This is a genomic window from Rhizobium sp. BK176 (assembly GCF_024808055.1).
Genome location: NZ_JANUBV010000019.1, coordinates 101,945 through 117,463, shown reverse-complemented (window position 1 = coordinate 117,463; position 15,519 = coordinate 101,945). Strand labels below are relative to the sequence as shown.

15 protein-coding genes and 1 pseudogene are annotated in these 15,519 nt (G+C 59.8%); 10 read left to right on the top strand and 6 right to left on the bottom strand.

Features of this window, described 5'->3' with window-relative positions; translation table 11 throughout:
* Positions 1-241: 241 nt before the first annotated feature.
* The 3 genes and pseudogenes from FHT76_RS33580 to FHT76_RS33570 all read left to right on the top strand — a co-directional run bounded on the left by FHT76_RS33580 (position 242) and on the right by FHT76_RS33570 (position 1,418).
* The gene (locus FHT76_RS33580; RefSeq protein WP_259186278.1) at positions 242-508 is read left to right on the top strand and encodes a hypothetical protein; all 267 of its coding nucleotides are present in this window, start codon (positions 242-244) and stop codon (positions 506-508) included.
* A 125-nt stretch (positions 509-633) separates the two neighbouring features.
* Positions 634-965: pseudogene (locus FHT76_RS33575) on the top strand (substrate-binding domain-containing protein); the annotation flags it as partial.
* A 240-nt stretch (positions 966-1,205) separates the two neighbouring features.
* The gene (locus FHT76_RS33570) at positions 1,206-1,418 is read left to right on the top strand and encodes a hypothetical protein (protein ID WP_183756403.1); all 213 of its coding nucleotides are present in this window, start codon (positions 1,206-1,208) and stop codon (positions 1,416-1,418) included.
* Between the two features lie 82 nt (positions 1,419-1,500).
* Here FHT76_RS33570 and FHT76_RS33565 read toward each other — a convergent pair whose 3' ends face one another.
* The 3 genes from FHT76_RS33565 to FHT76_RS33555 are packed head-to-tail and all read right to left on the bottom strand — an operon-like array spanning position 1,501 to position 5,988.
* Positions 1,501-2,928, bottom strand: coding sequence for a family 16 glycosylhydrolase (locus FHT76_RS33565; RefSeq protein WP_259186268.1), 1,428 nt, complete (start codon positions 2,926-2,928; stop codon positions 1,501-1,503).
* A gap of 58 nt (positions 2,929-2,986) precedes the next feature.
* Positions 2,987-4,294, bottom strand: coding sequence for an HlyD family type I secretion periplasmic adaptor subunit (locus FHT76_RS33560; protein WP_183756405.1), 1,308 nt, complete (start codon positions 4,292-4,294; stop codon positions 2,987-2,989).
* Positions 4,291-5,988 (bottom strand): type I secretion system permease/ATPase, encoded by a 1,698-nt coding sequence (locus tag FHT76_RS33555; protein ID WP_183756562.1) that lies wholly within the window; start codon positions 5,986-5,988, stop codon positions 4,291-4,293. The genes FHT76_RS33560 and FHT76_RS33555 overlap by 4 nt, the downstream gene beginning before the upstream one ends.
* Positions 5,989-6,603: 615 nt before the next feature.
* Here FHT76_RS33555 and FHT76_RS33550 point away from each other — a divergent pair.
* The gene (locus FHT76_RS33550) at positions 6,604-7,185 is read left to right on the top strand and encodes a L,D-transpeptidase (protein WP_183756406.1); all 582 of its coding nucleotides are present in this window, start codon (positions 6,604-6,606) and stop codon (positions 7,183-7,185) included.
* A 362-nt stretch (positions 7,186-7,547) separates the two neighbouring features.
* On the opposite strand, the gene FHT76_RS33545 is transcribed toward FHT76_RS33550, so the two are convergent.
* Positions 7,548-8,027, bottom strand: a complete 480-nt coding sequence (locus FHT76_RS33545) for an MEKHLA domain-containing protein (protein WP_183864531.1) — start codon at positions 8,025-8,027, stop codon at positions 7,548-7,550.
* Between the two features lie 88 nt (positions 8,028-8,115).
* Positions 8,116-8,313 carry a hypothetical protein gene (locus FHT76_RS33540; RefSeq protein ID WP_183756408.1) on the bottom strand — a complete coding sequence of 66 codons (198 nt, stop codon included), beginning with the start codon at positions 8,311-8,313 and terminating at the stop codon, positions 8,116-8,118.
* Positions 8,314-8,579: 266 nt separating this feature from the next.
* On the opposite strand from FHT76_RS33540, the gene FHT76_RS33535 reads away from it, so the two are divergent.
* Positions 8,580-9,707, top strand: coding sequence for an OpgC family protein (locus FHT76_RS33535; protein WP_183756409.1), 1,128 nt, complete (start codon positions 8,580-8,582; stop codon positions 9,705-9,707).
* 169 nt (positions 9,708-9,876) lie between these two features.
* On the opposite strand, the gene FHT76_RS33530 is transcribed toward FHT76_RS33535, so the two are convergent.
* Positions 9,877-10,089, bottom strand: a complete 213-nt coding sequence (locus tag FHT76_RS33530) for a hypothetical protein (protein ID WP_183756410.1) — start codon at positions 10,087-10,089, stop codon at positions 9,877-9,879.
* Positions 10,090-10,341: 252 nt separating this feature from the next.
* Between FHT76_RS33530 and FHT76_RS33525 the strand changes: the two genes are divergently transcribed.
* From FHT76_RS33525 to FHT76_RS33505, 5 genes are all read left to right on the top strand, one after another.
* Entirely contained in the window at positions 10,342-11,868 is a 1,527-nt protein-coding gene (locus FHT76_RS33525; RefSeq protein WP_259130660.1) for an ABC transporter substrate-binding protein, read from the top strand.
* 80 nt (positions 11,869-11,948) lie between these two features.
* Positions 11,949-12,890 (top strand): ABC transporter permease, encoded by a 942-nt coding sequence (locus FHT76_RS33520; protein ID WP_183756412.1) that lies wholly within the window; start codon positions 11,949-11,951, stop codon positions 12,888-12,890.
* Positions 12,890-13,768 carry an ABC transporter permease gene (locus tag FHT76_RS33515; protein ID WP_183864528.1) on the top strand — a complete coding sequence of 293 codons (879 nt, stop codon included), beginning with the start codon at positions 12,890-12,892 and terminating at the stop codon, positions 13,766-13,768. The genes FHT76_RS33520 and FHT76_RS33515 overlap by 1 nt, the downstream gene beginning before the upstream one ends.
* Position 13,769: 1 nt before the next feature.
* Complete coding sequence (locus FHT76_RS33510) at positions 13,770-14,978, top strand: amidohydrolase/deacetylase family metallohydrolase (RefSeq protein ID WP_259186265.1); 1,209 nt, start codon at positions 13,770-13,772, stop codon at positions 14,976-14,978.
* A 33-nt stretch (positions 14,979-15,011) separates the two neighbouring features.
* Entirely contained in the window at positions 15,012-15,509 is a 498-nt protein-coding gene (locus FHT76_RS33505) for a RidA family protein (RefSeq protein WP_183864527.1), read from the top strand.
* The last annotated feature ends 10 nt before the right edge of the window (positions 15,510-15,519 follow it).

The window sequence follows — 15,519 nt, the reverse complement described above, 5'->3', positions numbered from 1 at the left end:
CATCGGTGGTTCCTTCCAATCAGGTTGGTGTGAGCAACCCGACTTTACCGGAGAACTTCGATGACCGCCGCTTCGCCGCTCGCTCGCTACGGCGCAATTTAGAACGCGCTCACGAGCGGCTTCGCTACCGCCGACCTACACCATTCGGCGGGACACGACCCTCGTCCTCGCGGACAGCGAAACTGAGGCAGCAGAACGGGCCTTCCTCGATATGCTTCAAGACACGCCATCGGCATTTGAGGTGAAGCCGAATGATGTCATCGCCCATCACGTCAGGCTGTGGGGCGGCCAGAAGCGTGCATTGATCGATGCGGCAAAGGCCAGGGAGGGCCTCCGCGTTGCGACGACCGATGACCAGGAACAATCGATCAAGGCCGAAACCGCACGGCCGGAGGAGATCGGGGAGCCGTCTTTTCACGACCAGCCTCCCACCGATTCTGACGAAACACCGCGGCCAATCGGGATCGCCCGCAGGTTTCAAAAGCTTCTGCGACTGATCCGACCGTAGTTTGCAAGCTTTGTCCGCCATTTCAGGCAGAGACACCTGGGACGATGGGAAAACGCAAAACTCTCCTATGAGGACGAGTTGGTGCGCATCGGCAATTTCCGTGAACGGGATGCCTAGCCATCGACTATCTTATCAGCGTCGGCCATCGACGCATTGGCTAAATCTCGGGTTCACTGGACACGTCGACCGGTCGCAGCAGGCTTTCGGGCTATCGCGACGCGCTTGTAATACCGCCATGCAGCTCCTTGTGCTGCCAGATTTTGCGGAGTGGGATCTTTTCGGCAAACAACCTGATGGTGATCGGCGTGCTGAAGGCGATCCGCGACATGGGGCTACCTGCCCTGACGACATCTCGGTATCGAGCTTTGACGATCTTCACTGGGCCAACGTCTTCCAGCCGAACCTGACAGCCATTCCCCAACCTATGCAGGCTATTGGCGAACATGCAGCGAGCTTATTCTGGATCTGCCGGCCGTCTGACAGTACGTGAATCCTGCCAGGCCCTCTCAAGGCCGTCGGAAAAGAACTGACCGGAGCAATCGAACGGACTGGGCCCTGCGACTGGAAAGACATTTCCCTTCCGTGATACCAACGTTCCTTTTGGATAGCTCAATCTTTTTCGGAACGATGGCCGGGACCGCGCGTTTATGTGTTTGCGATATTTCCGTCGCAGGAGCTGAAAGGATGTGATCCAACAATGGAAAGCACCGAAGGCCGCATGCTCGCTGAGGAATATCTCCGACTCGGCGGAAAAAGAAGGGTGAAGATTGACGACGATCACCAGACCGTTCGCGTCTGGGAGCCCGACCCACCCGAAGCGGAGAGGTTTTGGCACGACCGTATCGAGCGACTGGAGGACCGCCTTCGCAAGGACGTGGAGTTCTTCCTGCCGTCGATTAACTCGCCGTGAATGGAACTGCTTTCGATACTGCAAGGACCGCCCGGCGAGGGTGACGCCGCGGGACGTCGAACGCCCGCGACTTCACTACCGCTCAGACATGCCAGTCACTGGTGCTGGCCGCGACATGCACCGGACTGTCGGACAGAGCGTAAGCCCTGATATAGTCGATCTGCGTATCCGAGCCGTGTACCAGACCATCCTTTGGCGTTCCCGCAGCCCCCCCGACCGCAAGGTTGACCAGCATGTACATCGGGTCATGCATATCCTCTGGCGTGTCGGTCTGCGCGACGGCGACATCATCGAAATACCAAGTGACATGATCCTCGTCCCACAGGACGCCGTAAGTGTGAAACCCGTCCGTGCTGGGCACCTTGACCGGGAAGGACGTCATCGTATGTGCGCCGCCGTGTTCGCTGTGGACGGTTGCGTTGATGACGTTCGGTTCCTGTCCGCGCATCTCGACCACGTCGAGTTCAGGCGGCCACGACCCGTCCTCCGGCAGAAGCCAGAAGGCAGGCCAGACACCCTGCTCCGTTGGCATGTCGGCCCTGATTTCGAAATAGCCGTAGGTCTGGGCAAAGGATGAGTGGGTATTCAGGAGGCCCGACGTATAGTCGTAGCCATTAATCTGTGACTGGAGCGCCTGCGATGCCGGCTCCGCCGAAATCGTCAGGATGCCATTGTGGATCGAGAAGGGATTTGCCGCGGCGGTTGGCGCGTAAGACGGATTGATGTACCACTGCAGCTCCCCGTTGCCCGTCAACGTGCTGCCGCTTTCCGGCGCCCACCAGAATTTGGCATCCCACGTCCCCTGGCCGCCGCTGCGCAGCGACAGGCTGTTGAACTCGTCGTCGAAGCTCAGCGCCAGATGGGAACGGTCAAGCGTCAGCTGGAACTGGCTCGCCTTGAGGTCCGCAACCTGGGTGTTGGCGAAGACAAGGCTCTCGCCACCGCCGAGATCCAGCCGCAGGTTGGCACCCTCCTGGGTGGTGTGCGCCAGAACCTGATCAAACGACGAAAGGCCGTAGCCATTGAGCCTAACGGTGTCGTCGCTGCTGAAGTCGACGATCAGATCACTGCCGTGGCCACGGGTAAAGAGGAAGGCATCAGCCCCGCCTCCCCCGATTAGGACGTCGTTGCCGGCCCCCCCGTCGATCGTCTGGCTTCCCGACGCACCGGAAATGATGTTATCCGTTGCGTTGCCGAACGCGTAGCGTCCGTTGCCGGTCACCGTCAGGTTTTCGAAGTTGACGGGCAGCGTATAGCTCATCCATGTGTTGATCGTGTCGACACCTGCGCCGGGAGCCTCAACCGCCCGGTTGATGCCGGAATAGAGGTAATAGATATCGTCGCCGGTCCCGCCCTGCATTGTGACATTGACCGAACTGTCGCCCCATATGGAGTCGTTTCCCGCCGTGCCGTCCAACACCGGACCCGAGCCGGTCGCCGAAAACCATGCTGTCGACGGACCACTGTAATAGAGCGTTTGTCCGACTGCGTTCTGTACTGACTTTGCCATTATCAACTCCTTCGGATTAAGACATGCCCCATTGGGTTCCTCCTCCCAGAACGGTTGCCTACTCCTCCCGAAATGCGCGCGCCAACTGGTCCGTTAACGGTTTTGCAAGATAGGCCAATGCCGTGCGATCGCCGGTCTCGATGAAGGCTTCAACCGGCATTCCGGCAACAGGTGACAGCTCCCCGAGCCTCTTCCATTCGGTCACGGCAACAGCGACACGCAAGGTATAGTAGGGTTGACCCGAATGAGCGTCCGTCGTCAGATCGGCGGCAATGGACGCAACCCGCCCCCGCAGTTCGGGGGTCGTCCTCGAGCTGAAGGCAGAGAACCGGAGGATCACCTCCTTGCCGACGGCCACCTGATCGATATCCTGCGGCGACAGTCGAAGCTCCGGCGTAAGCACGTCGTGATCGGGCACGATCTGCATGATCTTTTCCGCAGGCCCAACCACGGCGCCCGGCGCGTGAACGGCCAGTTGATGGACGATGCCGTCCTGCGGCGCCTTAATATCGACGTGATCAAGTTCGTCCTCTATTGCAACACGCCGTTCTGCGAATTCGCTGCTGTCACTTTCCGCTTGCCTCAGTTGCTCGGAGACTTCGCTCCTTTGGTCATCACCCACCTGAATGATCTGCAGCTCCGTTTCCGCGACCTTCCCTTTCACTTCTGCACTCGACGCGATGAGGCTGCCAAGTTCGCCGGTGAGGTCGGCTGCATCCCGCTGCAGGGCGTACACTCGCGTTGCGGGAATGACGCCCTGCCTGAGAAGCGGTTCCAGGCTGGCGAGTTCCTTCTCGATAATGGTGATTGCCCGGCGCTTGCCGTCCTGCTGCGCGATCAATCCTTCGGCCTGCTGGTTCAGTTGGCTGACCCTTTCCCGCAATTGCGCCATACGTCCCCGCAGGGAGGCGCGGCGGTCATCGAACAGCCTCTGCTCACCCCTTTCCAGTGCGGCAGCCTCGCCCGGGTTTTCATCGCCAAGGGCTGCCGGAAAGGCGATTGCATCGACGCCGTCCCGCTCCGCTGCCAGGCGCGCCGATCGCGCTGCCAGCTCTTTTAACCGTCTCGACACGATCGCAAGGCTTGCTCTCGTCTGCGTATCGTCGAGGTGAAGGACGACCTGTCCCGCGACAACGCGATCGCCGTTGCGCACGAAGACCTGCCTGACCGTCCCGCCCTTCTGATGTTGAACCGGCTTGACGTAGCTTTCGACGACAAGCGTTCCTCGTGCAATCACCGCACCATTGATACGAATTGCGGACGCCAGGCCGCCAAGCGCACCGACGAGAACGATGGCTGTTGTCAGAGAAAGCACTGTGAGACGGCGAATTGCTTTTTCCGGTGATGTCGCAGACAGCCTGATCATGATGACAGCTCCCCACCCGCACGCAAGAGCCTTACGAAGGAACCTGAAACGGCCGTCGACTTTGGCGCCGTGTTGAGGACCGCATGCGGCGGGCCGAAGGCCTTTGCGCGTCCACCTTCGAGAACGAGCACCTTGTCGACCCCGGCAAGCGCATTTTTCCGGTGGGCGATGACCAGCACGACACCCTTGCGCGAGCGCACGTTCTCGATTGCCTGGGAAAGCGCAACTTCGCCTTCCGCATCGAGATTCGAGTTCGGTTCATCGAGGACAACCAGGAACGGATCGGCATAAAGTGCTCTTGCCAAACCAATGCGCTGCCGTTGTCCTGCAGACAGGACAGCACCCCTTTTGCCAATCTGCGTGTCGAATCCCAATGGCAACCCGACGATCATGTCGTAGACACCAGCTGCTCGCGCGGCGGCAATGATCAGATCGGAAGGAGCGTCTGGGTCGAACCGTGCGATGTTTTCGGCGATCGTCCCATCGAACAAGGCGACATCCTGCGGCAGGTAGCCGATATGTCGACCAAGTGCCGCTCGCGACCATTGCCCAAGCGAGGCCTTGTCGAGCCTGACGTCGCCGGCAAAGGCTGGCCACAGACCGACGATCCCCCGTGCCAGTGATGACTTTCCCGACGCGCTCGGGCCGACAATGCCGATCGCTTCGCCGGCATGCACATCGAACGACAGGCCGCGAATGATCGGGGTCTTTGACCCCGGTGCACCGAGATGGAGATTGGTGACCGTCAGCGAGCCCTTGGGCGCAGGCAGCTCGACGTCATGTCCGGCGTCGTCGGCGTCGGGTGCCTCCTGGTTCAAGCGTGACCAGGCGTGTCGCGCGGCGGCAAATCCTCGCCAATGCGCAATGGCAAGTTCGATCGGTGCAAGTGCTCGACTGACGAGAATGGAGCTCGCGATCATGATACCTCCCGTCGCTTCCTGGCGAATGACCAGGACCGCACCGACCGCAAGCACCGCTGACTGAAGAAACATCCGCGCCGATCGCGAGAGCGTCGAAAGCGTATTGATGAGGGTCGAACTTTGCAGGTGACTGTCAAGGTGACGCTGATTGAGGCCGGCCCACCGTGTCGAAAGCCTGGCTGCAAAACCCATGGCGACCACCGCTTCCGAATTACGCCTGACGGCGTCGGCAAAATCCATCCGCTCGGCAAGGAGGGTAGCCGTCTCAGCGATCGGTTTCCTGGATTTGAGTTCGGCCATGCACGCGAGGCCCGCCAGAACAAGGGCGCCTGTCGCTGCGGTCACACCAATCCAGGGGTGGAAGAGAAAACACAAGGCAAGATAGAACGGCATCCACGGGAGATCGAAAAGAGCTCCTGGGCCGGAGCCGGACAAAAAACCGCGCACAGTATCGATATCGCGGATCGACTGGACTCCCGCATCTTGAGTCTGCTTTCTCGATGCGGCGAGCGCGACCTCGGAAAAGGCTCGGCCGGCAAAGCGCTCGTCGACGGTTCGCCCGACCTGCCCGAGCAAAAGCGAGCGTGTGAGGTCAAGCAGCCACTGGAAGGCGAACAGCGTGACAACGATTGCGATCAGTCCAATCAGGGTCGGCAGGCTCCGGCTGGGAATGACCCGATCGTAGACCTGCAACATGAAAAGCGAGCCCGTAAGCCCCAGGATGTTAACGAGGCAGCTGGTCACGCCGATTCCGAGAGCGCCGCCGCGTAGCATCGACAGGAGGCCAGGGATCGGCCGTCGCCTGATGGGGAGGTTGCTTTTGGACACCTGTGCTCCTTCTGGCTTCGGGACATCTCGCAGCAATCGACTGCAACCCCGTGTCGTTTTCTGCCTCTTTCGCCTCTCAGACTGAGCCAAAAGAAGACGAATGACGACCTCAAACCACGCTCGCCGCCAGCCCATGCCATAGGTCGGATAACGAGGTGTTAAGCGCAAAGCACACGTCCAGTGACAGGTCCCAGACAGACTGTCCGCATTCGCACGCGACGACGTTATTCTGAGTGTTCCTCAAATATCGACGTGGTCGGCCGCAGTGCGCCGGGACTGATAGTTGCATCTTCGCCACAAAACTACCTGAGTGCGAGCAGCCGGACAGTCTTACCGCGGCGTAATCAGTATCAACCATCTGCGCCCGTCGTCTCGAAATGGCGAGAACACGGATCGACCGGGATCCGCGTCGAATTTTTGAAGTATGTCCCAGCTATCGGCCGGCAATTCCGGGATTTCAGCTTTCCTCCTCTGGATCACACTGAATCCCGGGGGGTCGGATGCCTCAATGCCGCCACAGAATTCCCGGCTAACTTGTACTTAAACGGGCGGATAGCAAAAATGAAGTTTCTGATTCTTGTTGCGGCAGCTTTTTTGCTGTCTGTGTGCCAGTCGAGTGCCCAGATCTACGGGCCATATGACGACTACGACATCTACGGCGATGACGGGTACTACAACCCTTACATGCCACCTCCCTACTATGGAGAGCCGCTGCCCGAGCGTCGAACCCAGACGAGGAGGGCAACCGGCACGATCGAGATCGCAACTCGCGAGCATACGCTTGTCTACACCACCCCGAGAGGCAAACAGCTGGTCTATCCGATCGCCGTCGGCCGCCAAGGCAAGCAATGGTTTGGCACGACGCGGGTGACATCGAAGACCAAGCACCCCGTGTGGCGACCGACGCCGGACATGCGGCGCAAGAATCCGAGACTTCCTGCGGTCGTTCAGCCTGGTCCGTCCAATCCGCTTGGCACGCGGGCTATCTATCTCGCCGACGGCCTGCTTCGCATTCATGGTACCAACGATCCGCGGTCCATCGGCACGAACGCCTCGAGCGGCTGCTTTCGTATGTACCGTGAAGATGTCGAGGAGCTCTACGACATGGTCCAGCCGGGCACCCGCGTGATTGTCCGGCGGTAGGCTGTCTGCTTACTTGCTCGCGATGCTCAATGCTGCAAGCTGGGCCAATCGGCGGGATGGCGGACAGTCAGTCATGATCTGGTCGGACTCGGTCGTCGCAGTGCGCGCTTCGAACGTCCGATCGGAAGGTACAATGACTGAGAAAACTTTGAGCCGACCAAAGGGCGCGAGATCGGAAACTGGCCGATGCCGAGCTTTGGATGAGCCTCGAGCAGGAACGTCGGTACAATCCCCTTATCAAGATCACGTCGTGCGAGAGACATGCCCGGCATCATCGGAAACGAACGGGCCGATGCACCCGGTGAGCAAGGGCCGCTATCCGTTCGGCGCTCCCGAACGCCCGTCGTGAATCTCCCACCCACCTACAGGTCGGTCCAGCTCGAAAACGCTGCTGCCTGACCATGTCTATCGCCCGCCTCATCGATGAGTTGCCAGACCACACCATGCTCCATCCAGAAGCGTTTTCCTGATTTCTTGACCCGAATACCCCGGTAGTCAGCGATGAACCCCTGACGCTCGACGGCCTCGAGAAGCGACTGGCGCTCCGCCCGGTCCGGCGCTTCCGCAGACAATCGCGAGGGCATCCCGATGAATTCGTCCCACGCATATTCGAACCGCTGCTGTGCGGCGATGTTGGCGTAGATAAATCGTGGATCAGGCGCGGTATCATGGGCAAGGATGACGGTCGACGTACTCCGGTATAGCGAGTCGGGCCCAAAGCTTTGTCCATTGCCCATTTCCAGAAGCGGCCTTCCAACCAGCCGGAGAAAGCTGCCCATGAGCAGTTTGAAAAATTCAGGATCGATCGCAAGGCCGGTCGGTTCGGGCAACTCGGTTCTCATGCCTCAGTTTATCCTCTCCCGGGTCGTCCGATGATGCACGTGGAAATCGAGGCGATGCGCCCATGGCGTGCCGTGAAAGAATGCAAAGTCAGGCATCAAACAACGACGTCGGCAAGGTGTAGGTGAACCGGCCAGGCTTTGCCAACTGCATGGCGACAGCTTCCCGCAACAGCGCAAAACGCAGTTCCAGCGCTGTGACATCAGGTGACCGTGGCAGCGTCGCCAGTTCATTAGCGAAAAGATCGAACTCGCGCCCCAGCGCTGTCTCATGAAAAGGTAGGCTCATGTTCCTTGGCCTCGTAGATTGCCTGAAAGACTCAACTCCGCAGATTTACATCGAGGCATCAACGACCTCCTCACCCGCGTAGCGACATGCTGAATACCCAGTTAACAGCGCAGGCGCGGGTTGAACAATAGCAATATCTCGGACAGGCATCAGTCAGCACAAGGCGGATAACAACATGAACCATGCGTTCATCTGGGCTTCAGATGGGGCTGCTTAACGGTTGCCTCATCGTCATATCCGCAACGAATCGTCGGAACAATTTAGCAATGCCTCATCCTCCCTCTCAATCGGCCGGCCGCGATCGGCGTCTCGATTTCTTCCGGGGAATCGCCCTGATCATGATCTTCATCAATCATGTGCCTGGCAATTTTCTCGAAGGATTAACGTCGAAGAACTTCGGCTTTTCCGATGCGGCAGAGGCCTTTGTGCTGATGTCCGGCATGTCAGCCGGGCTCGCCTATTCGAGTGCCTTTGGGCGGGACGTTATGGTGGCGACCGGGCGCATTCTGCGCCGTGCACGACATCTTTACGGTGTGCATCTCGCCACAACCGGCCTCGCGGTCGCAATCCTCGTGACCGGCGACCATTTTCTTGCGACCGGCGCGCTGTCGGACCGTGTCAACCTCGGCTCCTACCTGGAAGCGCCCTGGAAAACCGCAGCCGGTTTCGTGGCGATGACCCACCAGCTCGGCTATTTTAACATCCTGCCCCTTTATATCTTGCTGCTTGCCGCAACACCGATCTTTCTCGCAATCGGCTCGATCAGTCGTCCGGCGCTGATTGCGGTGTCTGTCAGCATCTGGGGCGCTGCAGGCTACTTCAATATCAATCTTCCCAACTTCCCGACGGAAGGGATGTGGTTCCTCAATCCATTCTCGTGGCAGCTCATTTACTGCGTCGGTCTGTGCGCGGGCATGGCATTGAAGAAACAGGAGACTTTCGTCGGATACAACCTGACGCTGATGACGGCATCGCTTGCCTACCTCGCCTTCTCGCTTTTCGTGATCGTGGGCCAGCACTACGAGTTGACGAGCTGGGGCAACCATCCGGCGTTCCTCGTTGGCTTCGACAAGGCTACCCTTCCGCTTCCTCGCCTGCTCCACATCCTGGCTCTCGCCTACGTCGTCTCGCAGTTGCCGATCTGTGCTCGGATTGCTGCAGAAGAACGGCTTGGCGCCGTCACCGTCCTCGGAAAACAGGGGCTTGCGGTTTTTGCCTGGGGCTCGTTGATCTGCATCGCCTTGCAGGTTCTTCGGGAGGCCTATCAGTTCCCGCTGCTACTCGAGGCGGCCACCCTTGCAGCCGGGCTTGCGGCACAATATGTCGTTGCCGAGCGCCTGCAAAATTCCAAGCTTTCCGCTCGCGCCGCAACGCAGGCGGCCAGAGCCGAATAGACAGCCGGAGCCGCCATTCAACCGGCCTCGGCCCGTCAGTCAGACCTAAGCCGCGCCGAGCGCCAGCATCGCAACAGCGATCCAGAACAAGACGCATACCTCCGCCGCAACCAGGTAACCCATCGCCCGATCACTCATCAAAGTCCCTCCTCCAGGTCCTCAGAAGCATTCAATCAACCAGCACGTGCCTCTCTCTCCAGGCAGCATCCCGGGTCTGCAGCAATTCGACGTAGCGTTTCCGAAGCGTTTGGATGTCGATGTCGGCCCGAGCCCATTGGCCCAGCCAGCCCTCGAATTCCTCGGATGTCTCCAGCGGGCATCCGGCCTGCCTGACGCGGCTGAATGCCTTGGCTATCAATGCATGTCGGGCTTCGATTGACATCAAATTCCCCTCCAACAGCGGCCTGCCTCGAGGGCACAGTAAGGGGCAAAAGCCCTCCTGGCGCCAGCAACCATAAGGCGACCCGCCCTATATAATTTCAGGCGTTGCTAAGTTTCTGCAGCACCCTTGGCCGAGGGCGTGGCCGGCTTTCCAGAGCAGACGAGACGATCCTGCATTGACAGGACTGACCCGCCATGTATTCTTTTATAAAAGCGCATATAACATAATTGTGGAACAAATCGGGAGTTAGATATGAGATTGAAGCTCGCATTCCTCGTCAGCACGGCGCTGATCGCAGCGCCGTCGCTTCTGCTGGCGCAGGAAAAAGGCGGCGTGATCAACGTCGCGACGATCGGCGAACCACCGACACTCGATCCGATGACATCGACGGCCGACCTTGTCGGCATTGTCACCCAACACATCTTCGAAACGCTCTACACTTTCGACAAGAGCTGGGCCGTGACGCCGCTCCTGGCAGAGGCGCTTCCCGAGGTCAGCGCCGACGGCAAGACTTACACGATCAAGCTGCGCACCGGCGTCAAGTTTCACGACGGAAGCGACATGGCATCCGATGACGTCGTGGCCTCTCTCAACCGTTGGACCAAGCTTGCCTCGCGTGGCAAACAGGCTGCGGCCTTCATCGAGTCGATCACCGCGACCGACCCGTCAACCGTTACCATCAAACTGAAGCAGCCTTACGCGCCGCTGGTCTCGCTGCTTGCCTTCAACAATTCCGCGGCGATCATCATTCCTGCGGAAAAGCAGGCCGACACGATGAGCGAATTCATCGGCACCGGGCCCTACATGCTGAAGGAGCGCAAGGCTGACCAGTATATTCAGCTCGTCCGCTACAATGACTACAAGCCACGCTCCGGCGAGAGCGACGGTTACGGCGGCGCCCGCCACCAGTATCTCGACGAAATCCGCTTCGTACCCGTGCCCGATGCGAATACCCGTGTCGAGGCGGCTGTCTCCGGCCAGTACGACTACATCGATTCACTGCCGGTCGAATCCTTTGACAAGCTGACGACGTCGACGGCAACCCAGCCTCTGCTGCTGAAGCCATTCGGCTATCCGGTTTTCGTCTTCAACACCGCTGCCGGCGTCACGAAAGACGTCGCGATCCGCAAGGCGGTCCGCCAGGCACTCAGCATGGAAGACATGATGGCCGCAGCCTTCGGCGGCACCGACTTCTACACGGCCGACGGCAATATTTACCCAAGCAACTTCGCCTGGAGCACTGATGCCGGTGTCAAGGGAAACTACAATATTGCCGATCCCGAGGGCGCCGCAAAAGCTGCCAAGGAGGCCGGCTACAATGGGGAGCCGATCCGCATCCTCACCAGCCGCCAGTACGAGTTTCACTACAAGATGGCCCAGGTCGCGGCCGAATACCTGAAGCTTGCCGGTTTTGCGGTCGACTTGCAGGTCGTCGACTGGGCGACGCTGACACAGCGCCGAACCGACAAGGGGCTGTGGGACATCTATATCAGCCATAGCCCGTTCCTTCCGGAACCGGCTCTTATCGGCTCCCTCTCCCCGAGTTCGCCCGGCTGGTGGGATACACCGGCGCGCAAAAGTGTCTTCGATGCCTTCACGACAGAAGTGGATCCAAAGAAGCGCGTTGAGCTCTGGGCCAATGTCCAGAAGACGATGTACGACGAAGTTCCGTTCATGAAGATTGGCGACTTCAATGCCGTCTCGGCCATGTCGACAAAGCTTCAGGGTGTCGATCCCGCGCCCTGGCCTTACTTCTGGAACGCGTCGATCAAAAAGTAGGCCGAAGGCGCGGCGGGTGCCGGCCGTGAGGCCGGTATCCGTCCATGATCCCGCTCCAGCGGACATAGGAGCCGCTTTCCATGATACGCTACATCCTCCAGCGCCTCCTCGGCATGATAGTTGTGATTTTTCTCGTCGTCACGATTGTCTTCGTGATCGTGCGCGTCACACCCGGCGATCCGGCCGCAGTCATGCTCGGCCCCGATGCAACGACCCAGGACGTTGCCGACCTGCGCGCCCGGCTGGGTCTCGACCAGTCGATCGTCGTCCAGTACTTCTTCTATATCGGCCAGCTCCTGAAGGGAGACCTCGGCCAGTCGATCTTCCTCAACATGCCGGTCACGTCGGCCCTTCTCGAGCGCGCGGAGCCGACCTTCTTCCTGACGATCTTCTCGCTCGTGATCGCAAGTGTCATCGCGCTGCCGATCGGAATCTATGCCGCATATCGGCGCGGCTCCTTTATCGACCAGTTGTCGACCACCATCGCCATGCTGGCTGCGAGCATCCCGAGCTTCTGGCTCGGCCTCATTCTCATGCAGTTTTTTGCCGTGCGCCTGAACGCCTTTCCTGTCTCGGGCTATGGCGGTCCCGGCGCGTCCTTTTTTGAACGCATGTACCATCTGACATTGCCGGCCTTCGCACTCGGTCTCGTCTCCTCCGCACTAATCCTGCGCTTTACCCGCGCCTCGATGCTCGACGTGCTGGGCGACGACTATATCCGTACCGCAAGAGCCAAGGGACTGGTCGAACGCAAGGTCGTGCTCAAGCACGCACTGAAGAATGCACTGATCCCGATCCTGACCGTTCTCGGGCTCACCGCAGCCGTGCTGATCTCCGGCGCCGTGGTAACCGAGACCGTGTTTGGCCTGCCTGGCGTTGGCAATCTTGTCGTCTCTGCCGTTCTCAGACGCGACTATCCCGTCATCCAGGGCGCGTTGCTGGTGATTGCCGGCCTCTACGTCCTCATCAATTTCGCGATCGACATGCTCTATCTGCTGGTCGATCCAAGGGTGCGCTACTGATGGCCGATATCGCAACCACAACCGAGAAAACCCCACCCAGCGAGCGCAGCAAATTTCTTCGCCGCCTCCTCAAACGCAAGACGGTCGCCGCCGGAATCCTCGTCCTGACCATCTTCGTGCTTCTGGCGGCGCTGGCCCCCTGGATTGCGCCTTACTCGCCCTCGAAGCTTTCGATCGTCAACCGGCTCAAGGCGCCAAGTGAGCTGTTCTGGTTCGGCACCGATGAGTTCGGCCGTGATGTGTTCTCGCGGACGATCTATGCCGGCAGGCTCTCGCTCCTGGTCGGGGTGGCCGTTGTTGCGCTCTCCGCCTTGATCGGCGTCACGCTCGGACTGCTCGCCGGCTTCTTCAAGAAACTCGACACGCCGATTGCCCGGCTGATCGACGCCATGATGTCGTTTCCCGACATTCTTCTGGCGATCGCGCTTGTCGCCGCGCTCGGGCCGTCGCTCACCACTGTCATCGTTGCGCTGTCGATCGTCTACTCGCCGCGTCTGGCGCGGATCGTTCGCGCCTCGACCCTGGTGATCCGCGAGCTCCCCTATGTCGAAGCAGCGCAGGCGCTCGGCATTTCCACCTTCCACATCATGACGCGGCACGTGCTTAGAAACCTGCTGTCGCCGATCATCGTACAAGGGACTTTCCTTTTTGCCAGCGCCATGCTTGCCGAAGCCGGTCTTTCCTTCCTTGGCCTCGGCGTCAGCCCCGAAATTCCGACCTGGGGAACCATGATCGCAGCCGGCCGTCAGTATATCGGCCAGGCCGACTGGATGACCTACTTCCCGGGCTTCGCCATCATCCTCTCCGTGCTGTCGCTGCAAATGGTCGGCGACGGTCTGCGGGACATGCTCGACCCAAGACTTCGAAAGGACCTCTAGAATGACCGGTGAAACAGCGGGCAAGCCGCTTCTCATCACCAACGTCAAGCCAATGGCTTTTGGTGCCGCTTCGCCATCCGGCACGACGGATATCCTTGTCGGTGCCGATGGAAAGATTTCTGCAATCGGCCCGTCGCTTCCAACCCCTGCGGATGCCTCTCGCATCGATGCGAAAGACGCCTGGATTTCACCAGGCTGGGTAGACCTCCACGTCCATATCTGGCACGGCGGGACCGACATCTCGATCCGCCCGTCGGAATGCGGTGCCGAGCGGGGCGTCACGACTCTCGTTGATGCCGGTTCGGCCGGCGAAGCCAACTTCCACGGCTTCCGCGAATACATCATCGAGCCGTCGAAAGAGCGTATCAAGGCGTTCCTCAATCTCGGCTCGATCGGCCTTGTCGCCTGCAATCGCGTCGCTGAGCTTCGCGATATTCGCGACATCGATCTCGACCGCATTGTCGAGTGCTATGCGCAGAACAGCGAGCACATCGTCGGCCTGAAAGTGCGTGCGAGCCATGTCATCACCGGCTCGTGGGGCGTGACACCCGTGAAGCTCGGCAAGAAGATCGCAAAGATCCTGAAGATTCCGATGATGGTGCATGTCGGCGAGCCGCCTGCGCTCTACGACGAGGTGCTGGAGATCCTCGGCCCGGGCGATGTCGTGACCCATTGCTTCAACGGCAAGGCGGGCTCGAGCATCATGGAGGACGAGGACCTTTTCAATCTCGCCGAGCGTTGCGCTGGCGAAGGCATTCGCCTCGACATCGGTCATGGCGGGGCGTCCTTCTCCTTCAAGGTGGCAGAAGCGGCGATTGCACGTGGCCTCCTGCCATTCTCGATCTCGACCGACCTCCACGGTCACTCTATGAACTTCCCGGTCTGGGACCTGGCAACGACAATGTCGAAGCTCCTCTCTGTCGGCATGCCTTTCGACAAGGTCGTGGAAGCAGTGACCCACGCGCTGGCCTCGGTCATCAAGCTGTCGATGGAAAACCGTCTTTCCGTCGGCCAGAGGGCGGATTTCACCATCTTCGACCTCATCGACGCCGATCTCGAAGCCACCGACTCCAATGGCGATGTTTCCCGCCTGCAGAAGCTGTTCGAACCGCGCTACGCGGTGATCGGATCGGAGGCGACCACCGCCAGCCGCTATATTCCGCGTGCCCGCAAGCTTGTCCGCCACACTCACGGCTATTCGTGGCGTTGAGCGCAAGGTCAAAACCCGCAGATAGGAGCAGACGTGAACACGTCACCAGCAAAGGCCGCGGCAGCGGTGCAAACGCCTTATGAGCGCCTCGCGGCGCTCGGCATTACCTTGCCATCAGCACCAGTGCCGATCGCCAACTTCATCACCCACGTCCGCGAGGGCAATATTCTCTACCTGTCGGGCCAGGGCCCGCGGGAGGCGGATGGTCACCTCCATGCCGGCAAGGTCGGCAGCGATGTCAGTACGGAAGAGGCCTACCAGCATGCACGGCTTACCGGTATCAATCTGCTCGCCGTCATGCACGACGCCCTCGGCGACCTCTCCAGGGTAAAGCGGGTCGTCAAGCTGCTTGGCATGGTCAACGCCGTGCCGCACTTCGAAAACCATCCAAGCGTCATCAACGGATGCTCGGATCTGTTTATCGAAATCTTCGGGGAGGCCGGCCAGCACGCTCGCTCGGCCGTCGGCTTCGGATCACTGCCCGGCAACATCACCGTCGAGATCGAGGCGATCGTCTCGCTGAACGATTGAGGAGACCTTG